The organism is Xanthomonas hortorum pv. pelargonii, assembly GCF_024499015.1.
GTDB classification, from domain to species: domain Bacteria; phylum Pseudomonadota; class Gammaproteobacteria; order Xanthomonadales; family Xanthomonadaceae; genus Xanthomonas; species Xanthomonas hortorum_B.
On the sequence record NZ_CP098604.1, the window covers coordinates 1881517 to 1897948 of the forward strand.

11 protein-coding genes, 2 tRNA genes and 3 rRNA genes are annotated in these 16432 nt (G+C 60.7%); 7 read left to right on the forward strand and 9 right to left on the reverse strand.

Features of this window, described 5'->3' with window-relative positions; genetic code table 11:
- Nucleotides 1–88: 88 nt before the first annotated feature.
- From rrf to tyrS, 6 genes are all read right to left on the reverse strand, one after another.
- Nucleotides 89–203: ribosomal RNA gene (gene rrf / locus NDY25_RS08375) — 5S ribosomal RNA — on the reverse strand.
- 173 nt (nt 204–376) lie between these two features.
- Nucleotides 377–3259: ribosomal RNA gene (locus tag NDY25_RS08380) — 23S ribosomal RNA — on the reverse strand.
- Between the two features lie 227 nt (nt 3260–3486).
- Nucleotides 3487–3563 (reverse strand) — tRNA-Ile (locus NDY25_RS08385).
- 19 nt (nt 3564–3582) lie between these two features.
- Nucleotides 3583–3658: transfer RNA gene (locus tag NDY25_RS08390), tRNA-Ala, on the reverse strand.
- 92 nt (nt 3659–3750) lie between these two features.
- Nucleotides 3751–5297, reverse strand: a 16S ribosomal RNA gene (locus NDY25_RS08395).
- The 16S, 23S and 5S rRNA genes sit together here with 2 tRNA genes alongside, the layout of an rRNA operon.
- A gap of 724 nt (nt 5298–6021) precedes the next feature.
- The gene (gene tyrS / locus NDY25_RS08400) at nt 6022–7233 is read right to left on the reverse strand and encodes a tyrosine--tRNA ligase (RefSeq protein ID WP_168959547.1); all 1212 of its coding nucleotides are present in this window, start codon (nt 7231–7233) and stop codon (nt 6022–6024) included.
- Between the two features lie 170 nt (nt 7234–7403).
- On the opposite strand from tyrS, the gene NDY25_RS08405 reads away from it, so the two are divergent.
- On the forward strand, nt 7404–8822 hold the full coding sequence (locus NDY25_RS08405) for a M23 family metallopeptidase (protein WP_168959548.1): 1419 nt from the start codon (nt 7404–7406) through the stop codon (nt 8820–8822).
- Nucleotides 8823–8896: 74 nt separating this feature from the next.
- On the forward strand, nt 8897–10039 hold the full coding sequence (locus NDY25_RS08410) for an anhydro-N-acetylmuramic acid kinase (RefSeq protein ID WP_168959549.1): 1143 nt from the start codon (nt 8897–8899) through the stop codon (nt 10037–10039).
- A 260-nt stretch (nt 10040–10299) separates the two neighbouring features.
- Here the strand turns inward: NDY25_RS08410 and NDY25_RS08415 are convergent, their stop codons facing one another.
- From NDY25_RS08415 to NDY25_RS08425, 3 genes are all read right to left on the reverse strand, one after another.
- Nucleotides 10300–10527, reverse strand: a complete 228-nt coding sequence (locus NDY25_RS08415; RefSeq protein ID WP_168959550.1) for a hypothetical protein — start codon at nt 10525–10527, stop codon at nt 10300–10302.
- A 71-nt stretch (nt 10528–10598) separates the two neighbouring features.
- Entirely contained in the window at nt 10599–11891 is a 1293-nt protein-coding gene (locus tag NDY25_RS08420; RefSeq protein WP_257608272.1) for an AmpG family muropeptide MFS transporter, read from the reverse strand.
- A gap of 71 nt (nt 11892–11962) precedes the next feature.
- Complete coding sequence (locus tag NDY25_RS08425) at nt 11963–12763, reverse strand: exodeoxyribonuclease III (RefSeq protein ID WP_256627880.1); 801 nt, start codon at nt 12761–12763, stop codon at nt 11963–11965.
- Nucleotides 12764–12883: 120 nt separating this feature from the next.
- Here NDY25_RS08425 and pyrE point away from each other — a divergent pair, with 120 nt between their 5' ends.
- The 5 genes from pyrE (at nt 12884) to NDY25_RS08450 (ending at nt 16431) form a co-directional block, all read left to right on the forward strand.
- A complete protein-coding gene (pyrE, locus tag NDY25_RS08430) occupies nt 12884–13543 on the forward strand; it encodes an orotate phosphoribosyltransferase (protein ID WP_074056510.1) in 660 nt (219 codons plus the stop codon).
- A 22-nt stretch (nt 13544–13565) separates the two neighbouring features.
- On the forward strand, nt 13566–14246 hold the full coding sequence (locus NDY25_RS08435) for a hypothetical protein (protein WP_168959553.1): 681 nt from the start codon (nt 13566–13568) through the stop codon (nt 14244–14246).
- 115 nt (nt 14247–14361) lie between these two features.
- A complete protein-coding gene (locus NDY25_RS08440) occupies nt 14362–15159 on the forward strand; it encodes a ParA family protein (RefSeq protein ID WP_023905461.1) in 798 nt (265 codons plus the stop codon).
- Nucleotides 15159–16088, forward strand: coding sequence for a ParB/RepB/Spo0J family partition protein (locus NDY25_RS08445; RefSeq protein WP_168959554.1), 930 nt, complete (start codon nt 15159–15161; stop codon nt 16086–16088). Before NDY25_RS08440 ends, NDY25_RS08445 begins: the two co-directional genes overlap by 1 nt.
- 34 nt (nt 16089–16122) lie before the next feature.
- Entirely contained in the window at nt 16123–16431 is a 309-nt protein-coding gene (locus tag NDY25_RS08450; protein ID WP_043907425.1) for a helix-hairpin-helix domain-containing protein, read from the forward strand.
- Nucleotide 16432 lies beyond the last annotated feature (1 nt).

Consider the following 16432-nt stretch of genomic DNA (forward strand, 5'->3'; position numbering starts at 1 on the left):
CCACAGTGGCTTTGACTTCGGCTTCAAACGCCAAATTCCGCGCAAAAGAAACCCCCAGTCCTGTTGGACTGAGGGTTTCGGGTAAAGCCCCTGGCGATGACCTACTCTCGCATGGCTTGAGCCACACTACCATCGGCGCAGCTGCGTTTCACTTCCGAGTTCGGGATGGGATCGGGTGGTTCCACAGCGCTAATTTCACCAGGGAGACGGTTGGAGAGTCGCCGATATTTGCTTCTCTTCAAGAGTCTGCACAAGGATGTGCAGGCTCTTGCGAAGGGAAGCGCATACAGCGCTCGTCTCGCATAGTTAACTTGTGACGTAGCTTGCGTTTGCGGATCTACCAACGTTCGTTGGGACCAAGGCAACTTGAGGTTATATGGTCAAGCCGCACGGATCATTAGTATCAGTTAGCTCAATACATTGCTGTACTTACACACCTGACCTATCAACCACATAGTCTATATGGTTCCTTTAGGGGGCTTGTGCCCCGGGAAGTCTCATCTTGAGGCGCGCTTCCCGCTTAGATGCTTTCAGCGGTTATCGCTTCCGAACATAGCTACCCGGCAATGCCACTGGCGTGACAACCGGAACACCAGAGGTTCGTCCACTCCGGTCCTCTCGTACTAGGAGCAGCCCCTCTCAAACTTCCAACGCCCATGGCAGATAGGGACCGAACTGTCTCACGACGTTCTGAACCCAGCTCGCGTACCACTTTAAATGGCGAACAGCCATACCCTTGGGACCGACTACAGCCCCAGGATGTGATGAGCCGACATCGAGGTGCCAAACACCGCCGTCGATATGAACTCTTGGGCGGTATCAGCCTGTTATCCCCGGAGTACCTTTTATCCGTTGAGCGATGGCCCTTCCATACAGAACCACCGGATCACTAAGACCTACTTTCGTACCTGCTTGATCCGTCGATCTTGCAGTCAAGCACGCTTATGCCTTTGCACACAGTGCGCGATGTCCGACCGCGCTGAGCGTACCTTCGTGCTCCTCCGTTACTCTTTAGGAGGAGACCGCCCCAGTCAAACTACCCACCATACACGGTCCCTGATCCGGATAACGGATCTAGGTTAGAACGTCAAGCACGACAGGGTGGTATTTCAAGGATGGCTCCACTGCAGCTAGCGCCACAGTTTCATAGCCTCCCACCTATCCTACACAGACGAACTCAACGTTCAGTGTAAAGCTATAGTAAAGGTTCACGGGGTCTTTCCGTCTTGCCACGGGAACGCTGCATCTTCACAGCGATTTCAATTTCACTGAGTCTCGGGTGGAGACAGCGCCGCTGTCGTTACGCCATTCGTGCAGGTCGGAACTTACCCGACAAGGAATTTCGCTACCTTAGGACCGTTATAGTTACGGCCGCCGTTTACTGGGGCTTCGATCAAGAGCTTCGCCTTGCGGCTGACCCCATCAATTAACCTTCCAGCACCGGGCAGGCGTCACACCCTATACGTCCACTTTCGTGTTTGCAGAGTGCTGTGTTTTTGATAAACAGTCGCAGCGGCCTGGTTTCTGCGACCCTCTTCAGCTATAGCTCGCATGAGCCACCAAAAAGGGTGCACCTTCTCCCGAAGTTACGGTGCCATGTTGCCTAGTTCCTTCACCCGAGTTCTCTCAAGCGCCTGAGAATTCTCATCCTACCCACCTGTGTCGGTTTACGGTACGGTCTTCGTGAGCTGAAGCTTAGGAGCTTTTCCTGGAAGCGTGGTATCAGTGACTTTGCCATAAAGGCTCGTCTCGGTGCTCGGTCTTAAAGGATCCCGGATTTGCCAAAGATCCAAACCTACCGCCTTTCCCCGGGACAACCAACGCCCGGTACACCTAACCTTCTCCGTCCCTCCATCGCACTCACGCGAGGTGCAGGAATATTAACCTGCTTCCCATCGACTACGGCTTTCGCCCTCGCCTTAGGGACCGACTAACCCTGCGTCGATTAACGTTGCGCAAGGAAACCTTGGGCTTTCGGCGTGCGGGCTTTTCACCCGCATTATCGTTACTCATGTCAGCATTCGCACTTCCGATACCTCCAGCGGACTTCTCAATCCACCTTCGCAGGCTTACGGAACGCTCCTCTACCGCGCATAAAACCGAAGTTTTACGCACCCCAAGCTTCGGTTCACTGCTTAGCCCCGTTAAATCTTCCGCGCAGACCGACTCGACCAGTGAGCTATTACGCTTTCTTTAAAGGGTGGCTGCTTCTAAGCCAACCTCCTGGCTGTCTATGCCTTTCCACATCGTTTTCCACTTAGCAGTGAATTTGGGACCTTAGCTGTGGGTCTGGGTTGTTTCCCTTTTCACGACGGACGTTAGCACCCGCCGTGTGTCTCCCGGATAGTACGTACTGGTATTCGGAGTTTGCAATGGTTTGGTAAGTCGCGATGACCCCCTAGCCATAACAGTGCTCTACCCCCAGTAGTATTCGTCCGAGGCGCTACCTAAATAGCTTTCGAGGAGAACCAGCTATCTCCGGGTTCGATTAGCTTTTCACTCCTAATCACAGCTCATCCCCGTCTTTTGCAACAGACGTGGGTTCGGGCCTCCAGTACCTGTTACGGCACCTTCACCCTGGCCATGACTAGATCACCCGGTTTCGGGTCTACTGCCCGCGACTATGCGCCCTTATCAGACTCGGTTTCCCTTCGCCTCCCCTATACGGTTAAGCTTGCCACGAACAGTAAGTCGCTGACCCATTATACAAAAGGTACGCAGTCACTCTTGCGAGCTCCTACTGCTTGTACGCACACGGTTTCAGGATCTATTTCACTCCCCTCTCCGGGGTTCTTTTCGCCTTTCCCTCACGGTACTGGTTCACTATCGGTCGGTCAGGAGTATTTAGCCTTGGAGGATGGTCCCCCCATATTCAGACAGGGTTTCACGTGCCCCGCCCTACTCGTCTTCACTGGAGTGGCCCTTTTAAATACAGGGCTATCACCTTCTATGGCCAATCTTTCCAGATTGTTTTTCTAAAGCCATTCCAGCTTAAGGGCTGTTCCCCGTTCGCTCGTCACTACTTAGGGAATCTCGGTTGATTTCTTTTCCTCCGGTTACTTAGATATTTCAGTTCACCGGGTTCGCTTCCAGCAGCTATGAATTCACTGCAGGATACTGCCGAAGCAGTGGGTTTCCCCATTCGGATATTGCCGGATCAAAGCTTGTTGCCAGCTCCCCGACACTTTTCGCAGGCTACCACGTCCTTCATCGCCTCTGACCGCCTAGGCATCCACCGTGTGCGCTTATTCGCTTGACCATATAACCCCAAGTTGCCTCGGAGCTACATGTCGTGTTGTGTGGGGTACAAAGCCACCAACGCGAACATACGACTCAATTATTTAGGGACTCGAAGTCCCCGCCTTAGCCTCAACGACACGTTTAGATAGATATCTCAAACGCTCGCTACGTCACAAGTTATAAAAGAACATGTCTCAGCCTCAACGCTGATCCATATAAATTCTTAAGTGTGCACTACATTCAGAGTGGTGGGTCTGGGTAGACTCGAACTACCGACCTCACCCTTATCAGGGGTGCGCTCTAACCACCTGAGCTACAGACCCGAAGTCTTTTCACTCAATATGGTGGAGCCTGTCGGGATCGAACCGACGACCCCCTGCTTGCAAAGCAGGTGCTCTCCCAGCTGAGCTAAGGCCCCAAAAGGGACTTCGCATACCGACCTGTGCCGGTATGAATCTCTGAATGCAGGTAATTTGTGAGGACGCCCGCAGGACGATGACGTCATGCTCAAAAGGAGGTGATCCAGCCGCACCTTCCGATACGGCTACCTTGTTACGACTTCACCCCAGTCATCGGCCACACCGTGGCAAGCGCCCTCCCGAAGGTTAAGCTACCTGCTTCTGGTGCAACAAACTCCCATGGTGTGACGGGCGGTGTGTACAAGGCCCGGGAACGTATTCACCGCAGCAATGCTGATCTGCGATTACTAGCGATTCCGACTTCATGGAGTCGAGTTGCAGACTCCAATCCGGACTGAGATAGGGTTTCTGGGATTGGCTTACCCTCGCGGGTTTGCAGCCCTCTGTCCCTACCATTGTAGTACGTGTGTAGCCCTGGTCGTAGGGGCCATGATGACTTGACGTCATCCCCACCTTCCTCCGGTTTGTCACCGGCGGTCTCCTTAGAGTTCCCACCATTACGTGCTGGCAACTAAGGACAAGGGTTGCGCTCGTTGCGGGACTTAACCCAACATCTCACGACACGAGCTGACGACAGCCATGCAGCACCTGTCTCACGGTTCCCGAAGGCACCAATCCATCTCTGGAAAGTTCCGTGGATGTCAAGACCAGGTAAGGTTCTTCGCGTTGCATCGAATTAAACCACATACTCCACCGCTTGTGCGGGCCCCCGTCAATTCCTTTGAGTTTCAGTCTTGCGACCGTACTCCCCAGGCGGCGAACTTAACGCGTTAGCTTCGATACTGCGTGCCAAATTGCACCCAACATCCAGTTCGCATCGTTTAGGGCGTGGACTACCAGGGTATCTAATCCTGTTTGCTCCCCACGCTTTCGTGCCTCAGTGTCAGTGTTGGTCCAGGTAGCCGCCTTCGCCACGGATGTTCCTCCCGATCTCTACGCATTTCACTGCTACACCGGGAATTCCGCTACCCTCTACCACACTCTAGTGACCCAGTATCCACTGCAATTCCCAGGTTGAGCCCAGGGCTTTCACAACAGACTTAAACCACCACCTACGCACGCTTTACGCCCAGTAATTCCGAGTAACGCTTGCACCCTTCGTATTACCGCGGCTGCTGGCACGAAGTTAGCCGGTGCTTATTCTTTGGGTACCGTCAGAACAATCGGGTATTAACCGACTGCTTTTCTTTCCCAACAAAAGGGCTTTACAACCCGAAGGCCTTCTTCACCCACGCGGCATGGCTGGATCAGGCTTGCGCCCATTGTCCAATATTCCCCACTGCTGCCTCCCGTAGGAGTCTGGACCGTGTCTCAGTTCCAGTGTGGCTGATCATCCTCTCAGACCAGCTACGGATCGTCGCCTTGGTGGGCCTTTACCCCGCCAACTAGCTAATCCGACATCGGCTCATTCAATCGCGCGAAGCCCGAAGGTCCTCCGCTTTCACCCGTAGGTCGTATGCGGTATTAGCGTAAGTTTCCCTACGTTATCCCCCACGAAAGAGTAGATTCCGATGTATTCCTCACCCGTCCGCCACTCGCCACCCATAAGAGCAAGCTCTTACTGTGCTGCCGTTCGACTTGCATGTGTTAGGCCTGCCGCCAGCGTTCACTCTGAGCCAGGATCAAACTCTTCACTTAAAATTACATGTCCGAAGACAAATTACTTTAGCTGCAGAAGTTCAACCACTGACAACTTATCGCTTGCAAAGCAATTAATATGTTGCTTTTTGATTAAACGTCTGCAAGATGGACAATCATCCTTCCTGCAGGCGTCCGCACAAATTACCTGCGCACACTGTCAAAGAACATGGGGAAGTGGCCTCAGCGCCGTTCCCGTCAGCTTCGTCGTTTCCTTCGAAGCGAGCCGCCTAGTATAGCGGACTTTTTCTTACCGTCAACACCTTGTTTCCGAGGTGGTTGACGCTGCTTTGTTTCGGCCCGAAGGTTTTCTGCGAAGCGAGCCGGCCATATTAGCAGGCTTTTCATCTTCGTCAACCCCTCGTGAAGAGGAAGTTGCCGCCGCTGCACCTCAATCCGCCGTAGCGTCTTTCCGTGTAGCGAGCCGCCCATCATAGCCGACTTTCCTACTTCGTCAACACCCAATTTCTGGAGGTTTTCGAACCCGTTCCGCTCTGGTTCCGCGTTTGCGGGCCGTTGCGTCGGGGGAGCCGAACTATATGCTCAAGACGACTATTTGGGAAGAGGTTTGTGAAAAATTTTCACGATCTTTGCTTAGCGTGCGGCGGTATCTCGTCATAGGTGACTGCAGCAAGCCGCTGATCGCACATATGAGGTGCTACGGGATCTTATATATGTCGTCGCAACGCCGGGGTTGCCGCCATGCAGCAACCCCTTCGCCAGCTCAGCCGCCGACCAGCGCCACACGGGCGAAATTACGCTTGCCCACCTGGATGACACCTTCAAAGCCTGGTCCGAACTGGCGCGCAAGGTCTTCGACCACTTCACCGTCGATCTTGACCGCTCGCTCCTTGAGCTTGCGCGTGGCTTCGGAATTACTCGGCGTCAGGCCGGCTGCGGTGAGCAGGCTGGCAATACGTAGCCCCTCGGCGGGCACGGCGACTTCTTGCAGAGGCAACAGGCTGGTGTCGCCCTGCCCTGTCACCACGGCATGCCAGCCGGCGATGGCCTGCTCTGCAGTGGCGGCATCGTGGAAGCGTGTGGTGAGTTCGCAGGCCAGACGCAGTTTGACCTCGCGCGGGTGCAATTCGCCGGATGCGACCTGCTCTTTCAAACGTGCGGCCTCGGCGACGCTGATATCAGAGGACAGCAGATCAATCCAGCGCCAGGTCAGCTCGTCGCCGATTTTCATGGTCTTGGTGACGATGTCGATGGCCGGCTCGTTGATGCCGATGTAGTTGCCCAGCGACTTGGACATCTTGGCCACGCCGTCCAGGCCTTCCAGCAACGGCATGGTCAGCACCACCTGCGGCGCCTGGCCGTAATGCTCCTGCAAGCCACGGCCCATCAACAGGTTGAACTTCTGATCGGTGCCACCCAGTTCGACATCCGCCTTCAAGGCGACCGAGTCGTAGCCCTGCACCAGCGGATACAGGAACTCGTGGATGGCGATCGGCTGCTGGCTGCTGAAGCGCTTGGCGAAGTCGTCGCGCTCGAGCATGCGCGCCACGGTGTGCTGGGCCGACAGCTTGATCATGTCGGCGGCGCTCATCTGGCCGAACCACTCGGAGTTGAAGCGCACCTCAGTGCGCTCGCGGTCCAGGATCTTGAAGACCTGCTCCTCATAGGTATGCGCGTTGGCCAGCACGTCTTCGCGGCTGAGCGGCTTGCGGGTGACGTTCTTGCCGCTGGGGTCGCCGATCATTCCGGTGAAGTCGCCGATCAGGAAGATCACCTGGTGCCCGAGCTGCTGGAACTGCCGCATCTTGTTGAGCAGCACGGTGTGGCCCAGATGCAGATCCGGCGCGGTGGGATCGAACCCGGCCTTTACTCGCAATGGCACGCCCGACTTCAGGCGTGCTTCGAGCTGATCGAGCTTGAGGATCTCTTCGGCGCCGCGGCCGATGAGTGCGAGAGATTCTTCGATAGTGGCCAACCACAGACTCCAGCGGCGCTTGCCGTCAAAAACGTGAACGATGTTAAACGCGGGTTAATTCCGCGCCAAATGAAAATGTTGAACAGGCTCAATGGTTTGACGCGCTGTTACAGGCTGTCTATGGTACCGGCGATTGGGCTCGCACTTCGAGCCAGCGAGGAATTTGAACGATGCAGAACTCAGAGCAGGGCCGTGCACGCAAGCGGCGCTTTCAAGAACGCCTCCACGTCCTCCACGACACTGCCCTGCATCGCAAGCTCAAGGCCCATCTTCCGGCCGCGTTCAACGATCAATGGACGCGCCGTCACTGGATCCACGCCAGCCTGTTCGCCACCATCGGTGCGCTGGTGGCCACGATCGTGCCGGGCTTCTCCAACGCCATCGATACGCCGCTGTCCAGCCATTCCACACTGGCTTTGCCGCTGCCGCCGTTGGTGCCGAGCCGCAAGCAGCTGGCGCCGAGTACCGATTGGGAAATTGTGCAGGTCAAGTCGGGCCAGACGCTGAGCACCCTGTTCGGCGAGTTGGGAATTCCGACCACGGTGATGTACCAGGTGCTGGCGCATCCGGGCACCAAGGAGGCGCTGACCAAGCTGCGCCCGGGCGCCGAGATCGCCTTCGATATGCCCACGCCAGGCGAGCTGCGCGCATTGCGCTTCGACCGCGACGACAGCCACCGTGTGGAGCTGCGCCTGCTGGGCGACAGCGTGCGCGAGAACGTCACCGAGCGGGCGACGACCACGCGCACGGTGGTGGCAAGCGGGGAAATCAGCAGCTCGCTGTACGCCTCGGCCGGCAAGTCAGGGCTGTCGCCGGCGGCAGTGGCGATCATGACCGACGAGATCTTCAAGTACGACATCGACTTCGACAAGGATCTGCAGCCGGGCGACCGTTTCAGCGTGGTGATGGACGAGACCTGGCGCGAAGGCGAGCGGATCAACACCGGCGACATCCTGGCGGCGACCTTCACCACCGGCGGCAAGACCTACACCGGTTTCCGCTTCGAGCGTGCCGGCAAGCCGGCCGAGTATTTCGACATCACCGGCCGGCCTTTGAAGAAGAGCTTCATCCGGATGCCGGTGGCTTACAGCCGCATCAGCTCGACCTTCGGCGCACGCAGGCATCCGGTGCTGGGCACGATGCGCATGCATAAAGGTGTGGATTACGCGGCAGCGTCGGGGACGCCGATCATGGCGGCCGGCGATGCGCGGGTGGTGTTTGTCGGCACCCAGCGCGGCTACGGCAATGTGGTGATCCTGGACCACGGCAGGAATTTCAGCACGCTGTACGGGCACATGTCGCGCTTCGGCAAGGTCAAGGCGGGGCAGCGCATCAACCAGGGCACGGTGATCGGCTATGTCGGCATGACCGGTCTTGCGACCGGCCCGCATCTGCATTACGAATTCCGCGTGGCCGGGCAGCAGCGCAACCCGATGTCGGTGACCATGCCGCCACCGGAACCGTTGCAAGGCGCCGAGCTGGCCGCATTCCGTGCGCAGACGGCGCCGGCGCTGGCGCGTATCGAAGGCATGGAGAAGTTGATCTACGCCGACGCCGCCAAGCCTGCCAAGGGCAAGCCGCGCGGTTGAGTGGGTGCGGGGCCGGTTGACGGCCCCTGCCCCGGCTGCACAAGCTGGGGGATCGCTGCGCAACTGGCTCTGGCATGTCTGCTCTGGAACACCTGGAATCCCCGCTTTATCTGGGCCTGATGTCGGGCACCAGTGCCGACGGCATCGATGCCGCGCTGGTGCGCTTCGAAGATGACAGCCACCGCCGCTGCGAACTGGTTGCCGGCACGACGGTGGCCTGGGAGCCGCAGCTGCGCGAGACGCTGGTGATGCTGGGCCAGGGCGCTGAAGTGATCGCCATCGATGCGCTTGGGCAGTTGGATGCGCAGGTGGGGCTGGCGTTTGCGGCCGCTGCCAATCAATTGATCCGCGAGAGCGGTATTGCGCGTGCGCGCATTCGGGCGATCGGCTCGCATGGGCAGACCATTCGGCATCGACCCAAGGCCGATCCGGCCTTCACCTGGCAGATTGGCGATGCCAGCCGGATTGCCGAGCACACCGGCATTACCACGGTGGCCGATTTCCGCCGCCGCGATGTGGCCGCTGGTGGCCAGGGCGCGCCGCTGATGCCGGCGTTTCACCTGGCGATGCTGGGCGCGGGCGACGAAGACCGCGCAGTGCTCAATCTGGGCGGCATCGGCAATCTGACATTGATCCCGCGCAATGGCGCGGTGCTGGGCTTCGATACCGGCCCGGCTAACGCGTTGCTGGATAGCTGGTGCCAGCAGCATCACGGCACGCCGTTCGATGCCGATGGGGTATTTGCTGCCAGTGGGCAGGTCGATGCCGCGCTGCTGCAGGCGTTGTTGGCCGACCCGTGGTTTGCGCTGGCGCCGCCCAAGAGCACCGGGCGCGAGCAGTTTCATCTGGCCTGGGCGCTGCAGGCGATGCAGTCCCTAGGAAACGTGGCGCTGTCTGCGGCCGATATGCAGGCGACGCTGCTCGAACTCACTGCGGCCAGTGTGGCCGATGCGTTGTTGCGGCTGCAGCCCGACACCCGCCGGGTGCTGGTGTGCGGTGGCGGGGTGCGCAATCCGGTATTGATGGCGCGATTGGCGGCACGGCTGCCGGGCGTGGTGGTGGAATCCAGCGCGCGGCATGGGCTGGATCCAGATTATCTGGAGGCGATGGGGTTTGCGTGGTTGGCGGCGGAGCTGATCGCGGGGCGTGCGGCCAATTTACCGTCGGTAACCGGGGCGGCGGGGCCGCGATTGTTGGGGGCGATTTATCCGGCGTAAGCGGCCTGCATCGGCTCGATCCGGATGCCACCTGCCTCGCTTCTTGGAATGCTCTCCCTTGCGTCTGGCGACTCTCATCAGCGCTCAACTAATCAGGTGTGGCGATGATGTGTGCGGTCTAGCCTGCGAGTGCGCCGGAGCCTGAGCCCTTCTCGGCAATGTGCATGGCTTTTGACCGACCCATCCGCAGTTGCACATCATCGATCGTCGCGCCGGGTGGATTCACACGCGAGGCAGCGCTGGCTGACCGTAGTACAGCGCTAGGGATGATTTCCCGCCGGCAGCGCCTTGAGGGCAGCGATCGCTTCGGCCAGGGCATCGACTTCCGGGTGTTGCAGGCCGCCGGTGACTTCGTACTCGCTGGTGAACAGGCCTTGTTCGAGCAAATGCATCACGGCCTGGTGCTGGGTCCAGCCGCGTGCAACGGAGATACGACGGATTCTGTCTACCAGCAATGGATCGATGTCACGTAATACCAGATCGGTCATGCATACTCCCTATTCGCAAGGTTCCCGGCGTGTTGGCGATCATCCCGCAGCGCTGCGGCCACCCGCGGCCGTCAAGCCGCAGCAGTATGCCGGCGCTGCTGCAGGATAAGCATCCCGCACAGGACCACAACGGGGATCGCAATCAGCGCTGTCCCGACGAAGAACAGGGCGTACCCCTCCAGCAGGGTTCGTCCCTGTGACAATGTCTGGACCGACCAGCCCGAGAAGCCTTTCAGAGCCTTCCCCGGCATGGCATAGAACGAACTCAGTAAAGCGTACTGGGTTGCGGTATAGCCAAAGCTGGTCAGGCTGGACATGTAGGCGATCAGCGCGGTTCCGGCAAATCCGTTGGCGAAGTTATCGATCGCCATCGCCACTGCAAATTTGGTCGTGTCCGGGCCGACATAGGCTAACCATGCAAATGCCAGATTCGAACATGGTCCCAACACTGCACCAACCATCAATGTCGCAAGCACTCCCCAGCGCACGGAGACCAGACCGGCCGCTGCAATGCCGACGAACGTCGCAACCAGCCCCACCGAGCCGCGGATGGCGCCGACGGTATCTTCAGACAGGCCAAGGTCGACATAGAACGGATTAGCCATCGGCCCCATCACGAAATCGGCCATGCGATAGACGCTGATGGCTACCAGGATCAAGATTGCGCCGCTGCGATGTTCCCGAATGAAGGCAAGAAACGGCCCGGCGATTGCGTCGAACAGCCCACGCGGCGTCCACAGCGACGCGGCCTGCGTTTGCACGGCAATGACTTCGCGGGCCGGTTCACCCGCCATCGTCACGGCGATCACGCCCAGCACCATCAGCGCTGCCATGACTTCATAAGACACTTGCCAGCCGACGCGTGCGGCGATGATCAGGATCAGCGCATCGGTCACTAACAAGGCCGAGCGATAGCCCAGTGCCGACGCGGAGGTCAGCAGGCCGAGCTGCTCACTGTTGTCGGCACTTTCGATACGCCACGCGTCGATGACGATGTCCTGTGTGGCCGAGGCAAAGGCAACCACTACCGCCATCACGCCGAACACCACCAGGTGTTCCCAGGCAATGCCCATCACCAGTAACTGGCCGCCCTTAGGCTGGACCAGCGCCATGCCAATCAGACCTATCGCCACGACCGCCTGCGATAGCAGCATCCAGCCGCGACGTCGCCCCAACCGGCCCAGCAGCGGCACGTCCGTCTTGTCGACAATCGGCGCCCATAAGAACTTCATGGTGTAGGCCAGGCCAACCCAGGACAGGAAACCGATCGTGCTCAGATCGATGCCTTCCTTGCGCATCCAGAAGCCGAGCGTGTTGCCAACCAGGTACAACGGCAGGCCGGAACTGAAGCCCAGCAGCAGCATCGTCAGCACTTTGCGCTGGCGAAGGTTGGTCAGCACTTGCTGCCAGCGTCGACGTGGCTTGGTGACCCCGCTCACTCCGCGTAATCCACGATATAAGGGGCGTGGTCGGAGAAGCGCTGTTCGCGGTAGATCGCGCAGCGTTGCAGCTTGTCGCGCATCCAGGGGGTGACCAGTTGGTAGTCGATGCGCCACCCGACGTTGTTGGCGCGCGCGGCGCCGCGGTTGCTCCACCAAGTGTAATCCTCGCCTTGGGGGTGCAGCACGCGGTACGTGTCGACCCAGCCGCGGCCGTTGGCGGCGTTGGCTTCTTCCGGCACGTCGGCGCACAGGCCATTGAGCCAGTCGCGCTCCGGTGGCAGGCAGCCGGAGTTCTTCTGGTTGGATTTCCAGTTCTTGATGTCCAGCGCGGTACGCACAATGTTCCAGTCGCCGCACAGCACGTACCGCCGGCCGCTGGCCAGCCACTCGTCCAGGATCGGCCGCAGCCATTCCATCACCTGGAACTTGTAGCCCTGGCGCAACTCTCCCGACGAACCGGACGGAATATAGAAGGACACCACGCTGAGGTTGCCGAAGCGCGCTTCGATATAGCGGCCTTCTTCGTCGAACTCGGGCCAGCCCAGCGCGGTGCGCACTTCGTCGGGCTCATGCCTGCTGTAGATCGCCACGCCGCTGTAGCCCTTCTTGGTGCTGGCGTCGCGGAACCAGGCCTTGTAGCCGTTGGGCAGGAATTTCGGCCCGGCCAGCTGATGCTCCTGAGCCTTGGTCTCCTGCACGCATAGCACGTCGGCGTCCTGGGTGGCGAACCACTCGAAGAAGCCCTTGGTCGTGGCCGAGCGCAGGCCGTTGGCGTTGAAACTGATGATGCGCATAAGGGCCGGGAATGGGGAGTTGGGAATGGAGAATCGTAAAGCCTACCCCAGCGCAGCCGCGAAGGCTGCCGAGGCGCGATGCGTTTACCATTCCCGATTCTCCATTCCCCATTCCCGTCAATGACCGACCACCGCACCCGTTTTCTGCAGCTGGCCCTGGGCGCCGATGCCCTGCGCTTTGGCGAGTTCACGCTCAAGTCCGGGCGGCTCAGCCCGTATTTCTTCAATGCCGGTCGCTTCGATTCGGGCGCCAAGACTGCGCAGCTGGCGCAGTGCTATGCCGATGCGATCGATGCGGCGGGGGTGGAATTCGATCTGTTGTTCGGGCCGGCCTACAAGGGCATCCCGTTGGCGACCGCGCTGGCCTGCGCGTATGCCGGGCGCGGGCGCGACCTGCCGATGGCGTTCAACCGCAAGGAAGCCAAGGCGCATGGCGAGGGCGGCAGCCTGATCGGTGCGCCGCTTGAGGGGCGCAAGGTCTTGATCGTCGACGATGTGATCACCGCCGGCACCGCAATCCGTGAGGCCTTGGGCATCATCCGCGGCGCGGGCGGCACTCCGTCCGGGATCGTGGTGGCGCTGGACCGGCAGGAGATCGCCTCCGAACAGGATCGCCGCTCGGCCGCACAGGCGGTGGCAGCCGAGGCCGGCATCCCGGTGATTGCGGTGGCCAACCTGGGCGACTTGCTTGCTTTTGCGGCAGGAAACGCCGACCTTGTGGGCTTCCGGGAACCGCTGCTGGCCTATCGTGGCCGCTACGGCACCGACACCACAGGCTGACGGCAGGCGACAGGGGGCTGCGATGATGCCGATACACATCCGTTTGGCGTTACTCGCCGCTGCGGCGGCGGCTGTCGTTGCGACAATGATCGCCGCCGCGCCCGCCAGTGCGCAGGACAAACCGGCCACGAAAAAGCTGTATTGCTGGAATCAGAACGGCGCCCGCGTGTGCAGCGATACGCTGCCGCCGGAGGCGGTGAACCAGGCGCGCGACGAATTCAACCTCAAGAGCGGCATGCGCAGCGCCGAGGTGCAGCGCGCGATGAGCAGCGACGAGCGCGCTGCCGCCGCGGCCAGCGAGCAGCAACGCCAGGCCGATCTGGCCGCCGAGCAGATGCGCCAGCGCACCGACCAGGCGATGTTGATGTCATATCAGAGCGAGGACGACCTGCGCCGGGTCTTCAACGAGCGCATCGCCATCGTCGACAACAACATCCACACCGCGCGCTTCAATGTGACCAGCCTGCGCGAGGGGCTGGCCAGCATGCTGCGCAGCGCCGGTGATCGCGAACTGGCCGGTCAAGCCGTTGCCGACAAGCTGGCCGGCGACATCCAGCAACGCCATCGCGAGCTGATGGCGCAATTGCGGTTGCAGACCAGCTTCGAGCAGCAACGGGTGGCGCTGGACGGCGAAATCGCCGACATCCTGCTGCGCTACCGGGCCATGAAGGAGCCGCACGCCGGCGCTTCGCCGACCGGCTGACTGGCGCAGCCGTCATTCCCGCCGGTGCGGCGCGCTGCTGCGGGCGGCATTTCCCGATCCGACGCCCTGCCCGCATAATGGCCGGTCTTACTCCTTGCCCACGAGGCTCTCCCGCATGGCCCGGATCATCGCCATTGCCAACCAGAAAGGCGGCGTCGGCAAGACCACGACGGCAGTCAATCTGGCGGCCGGCCTGGCGCGCGCGCCCAAGCGTGTGTTGCTGGTGGATCTGGACTCGCAGGGCAACGCCACCATGGGCAGCGGCATCGACAAGCGCGATGTGGCCGCCTCGACCTGCGACCTGCTGCTGGGCGAAAACACCGCTGCCGAGATCCGGGTGACCGCGCCGGAAGGCTTCGACCTGCTGCCGGGCAACATCGACCTGACCGCCGCCGAGATCCAGCTGATGGATCAGAGCGAGCGCGAACAGCGGCTCAAGCGCGCCCTGGCGCCGATCCGCGACGAGTACGACTTCATCCTGATCGACTGCCCGCCGGCGTTGTCGCTGCTCACGCTCAATGCGTTGACCGCCGCCGACTCGATCATCGTGCCGATGCAGTGCGAGTACTACGCGCTGGAAGGACTCACCGCCTTGCTGGAAACCATCGAGGCGCTGCGCGCCAATCTCAATCCAGCGCTGGAAATCGAAGGCGTGCTGCGCACGATGTTCGACATCCGCAACAACCTGGCCAATGCGGTGTCGGCCGAGTTGACCCAGCATTTCGGCGACAAGGTGTTCCGCACCATCGTGCCGCGCAACGTGCGCCTGGCCGAGGCGCCCAGCCATGGCCAGAGCATCCTCGGTTACGACCGCACCTCGCGCGGTGGCGTGGCGTACCTGGGGCTGGCCGGCGAGATCGTGCGCCGCCAGAACGATCGCAACAAGGCCTACCGGCCCGTGGAGACCGTTTGATGAGCAAGCCGATCCCCGCAAAGAAGCGTGGTCTGGGCCGCGGCCTGGAAGCGCTGTTGGGACCGAAGGGCGCAGCAGCCGCAGCGGCACCGAGCGCAGCCAGCGAAGACGCCTTGCAGCCGGGCGACAGCTTGCGCCAGTTGCTGGTCACCCAGTTGCAGCCGGGCAAGTACCAGCCGCGTAAGGAGATGGACGAGGTCAAGCTGGCCGAGCTGGCTGAATCGATCAAGGCCCAGGGCGTGATCCAGCCGATCGTGGCGCGCGAGCTGGCGCCGGGGCAGTTCGAGATCGTGGCCGGCGAACGCCGCTGGCGCGCCTCGCAACTGGCCGGGCTGACCGAGGTGCCGGTGGTGGTGCGCGAGCTGGACGACCGCACCGTCATCGCGATGGCGCTGATCGAGAACATCCAGCGCGAAGACCTCAACCCGCTGGAAGAAGCGCAGGCGCTGCAGCGGCTGATCGACGAATTTTCGCTGACCCATGCCGAGGCCGCCGGTGCGGTGGGCCGTTCGCGTGCGTCGGTGTCCAACCTGCTGCGGTTGTTGGAATTGCCGGTGGCGATCCGAGTGCTGCTGGAAACCCGCCGTCTGGAAATGGGCCATGCGCGTGCGCTGCTCACCCTGGCGCCGGAACTGGCCAGCAAGCTGGCACAGGAAGCGGCCGACCAGGGTTGGTCGGTGCGTGAGGTGGAACACCGCGCGCAGCAGTTCGCCGCCGGCAAGGTGCCCGGCGCGCTGCGCAAGGGCAAACCCGCCGCCACCGCACCGCAGGCCGACATCGCCTCGCTGGAAACCGAGCTGTCCGAGTCGCTGGGCACCAAGGTGGTGTTCAACCACGGCCGCGGCGGCAAGGGCAAGCTGGTGATTCATTACACCGACCTAGACACGCTGGATGGCGTGCTGGAACGTTTACGCGCCCAGCGCAGCTGAGTTCCTGCATCCGCGCAAGAGGATCATTCCGGCTATGCATCCCGCCAAGGTCGATCGCAATCATCTGCTGTGTCTGACCGACCTGCCGAACGTCGGGCCGGCCTGCGAAAAGGATCTGCGTCTGATCGGCATCCGTGTGCCAGCGCAGCTGCGCGGCCGCGATGCCTACGACATGTACGCGCAGCTATGCCTGCGCACCGGTGTGCTGCACGATCCGTGCGTGATCGATGTGTTCCTGTCGATCGTGCGTTTCATGGAAGGCGAGGCACCGGGCCCGTGGTGGTCGTTCAGCGCCGAACGCAAAGCCAAACTGGCCAGCGAAGCACCGCTCAGCATGGGGTGAG

Excerpts from the sequence above, each read along its gene's own strand:
- NDY25_RS08415 (WP_168959550.1), bottom strand. The coding sequence starts at position 10,527 with ATGACCGATCTGGTATTACGTGACATCGATCCATTGCTGGTAGACAGA.
- NDY25_RS08435 (WP_168959553.1), top strand. The coding sequence starts at position 13,566 with ATGATGCCGATACACATCCGTTTGGCGTTACTCGCCGCTGCGGCGGCG.
- NDY25_RS08405 (WP_168959548.1), top strand. The coding sequence starts at position 7,404 with ATGCAGAACTCAGAGCAGGGCCGTGCACGCAAGCGGCGCTTTCAAGAA.
- NDY25_RS08420 (WP_257608272.1), bottom strand. The coding sequence starts at position 11,891 with ATGCTGCTGCTGGGCTTCAGTTCCGGCCTGCCGTTGTACCTGGTTGGC.
- NDY25_RS08450 (WP_043907425.1), top strand. The coding sequence starts at position 16,123 with ATGCATCCCGCCAAGGTCGATCGCAATCATCTGCTGTGTCTGACCGAC.
- NDY25_RS08440 (WP_023905461.1), top strand. The coding sequence starts at position 14,362 with ATGGCCCGGATCATCGCCATTGCCAACCAGAAAGGCGGCGTCGGCAAG.
- NDY25_RS08445 (WP_168959554.1), top strand. The coding sequence starts at position 15,159 with ATGAGCAAGCCGATCCCCGCAAAGAAGCGTGGTCTGGGCCGCGGCCTG.
- NDY25_RS08425 (WP_256627880.1), bottom strand. The coding sequence starts at position 12,763 with ATGCGCATCATCAGTTTCAACGCCAACGGCCTGCGCTCGGCCACGACC.
- pyrE (WP_074056510.1), top strand. The coding sequence starts at position 12,884 with ATGACCGACCACCGCACCCGTTTTCTGCAGCTGGCCCTGGGCGCCGAT.
- NDY25_RS08410 (WP_168959549.1), top strand. The coding sequence starts at position 8,897 with ATGTCTGCTCTGGAACACCTGGAATCCCCGCTTTATCTGGGCCTGATG.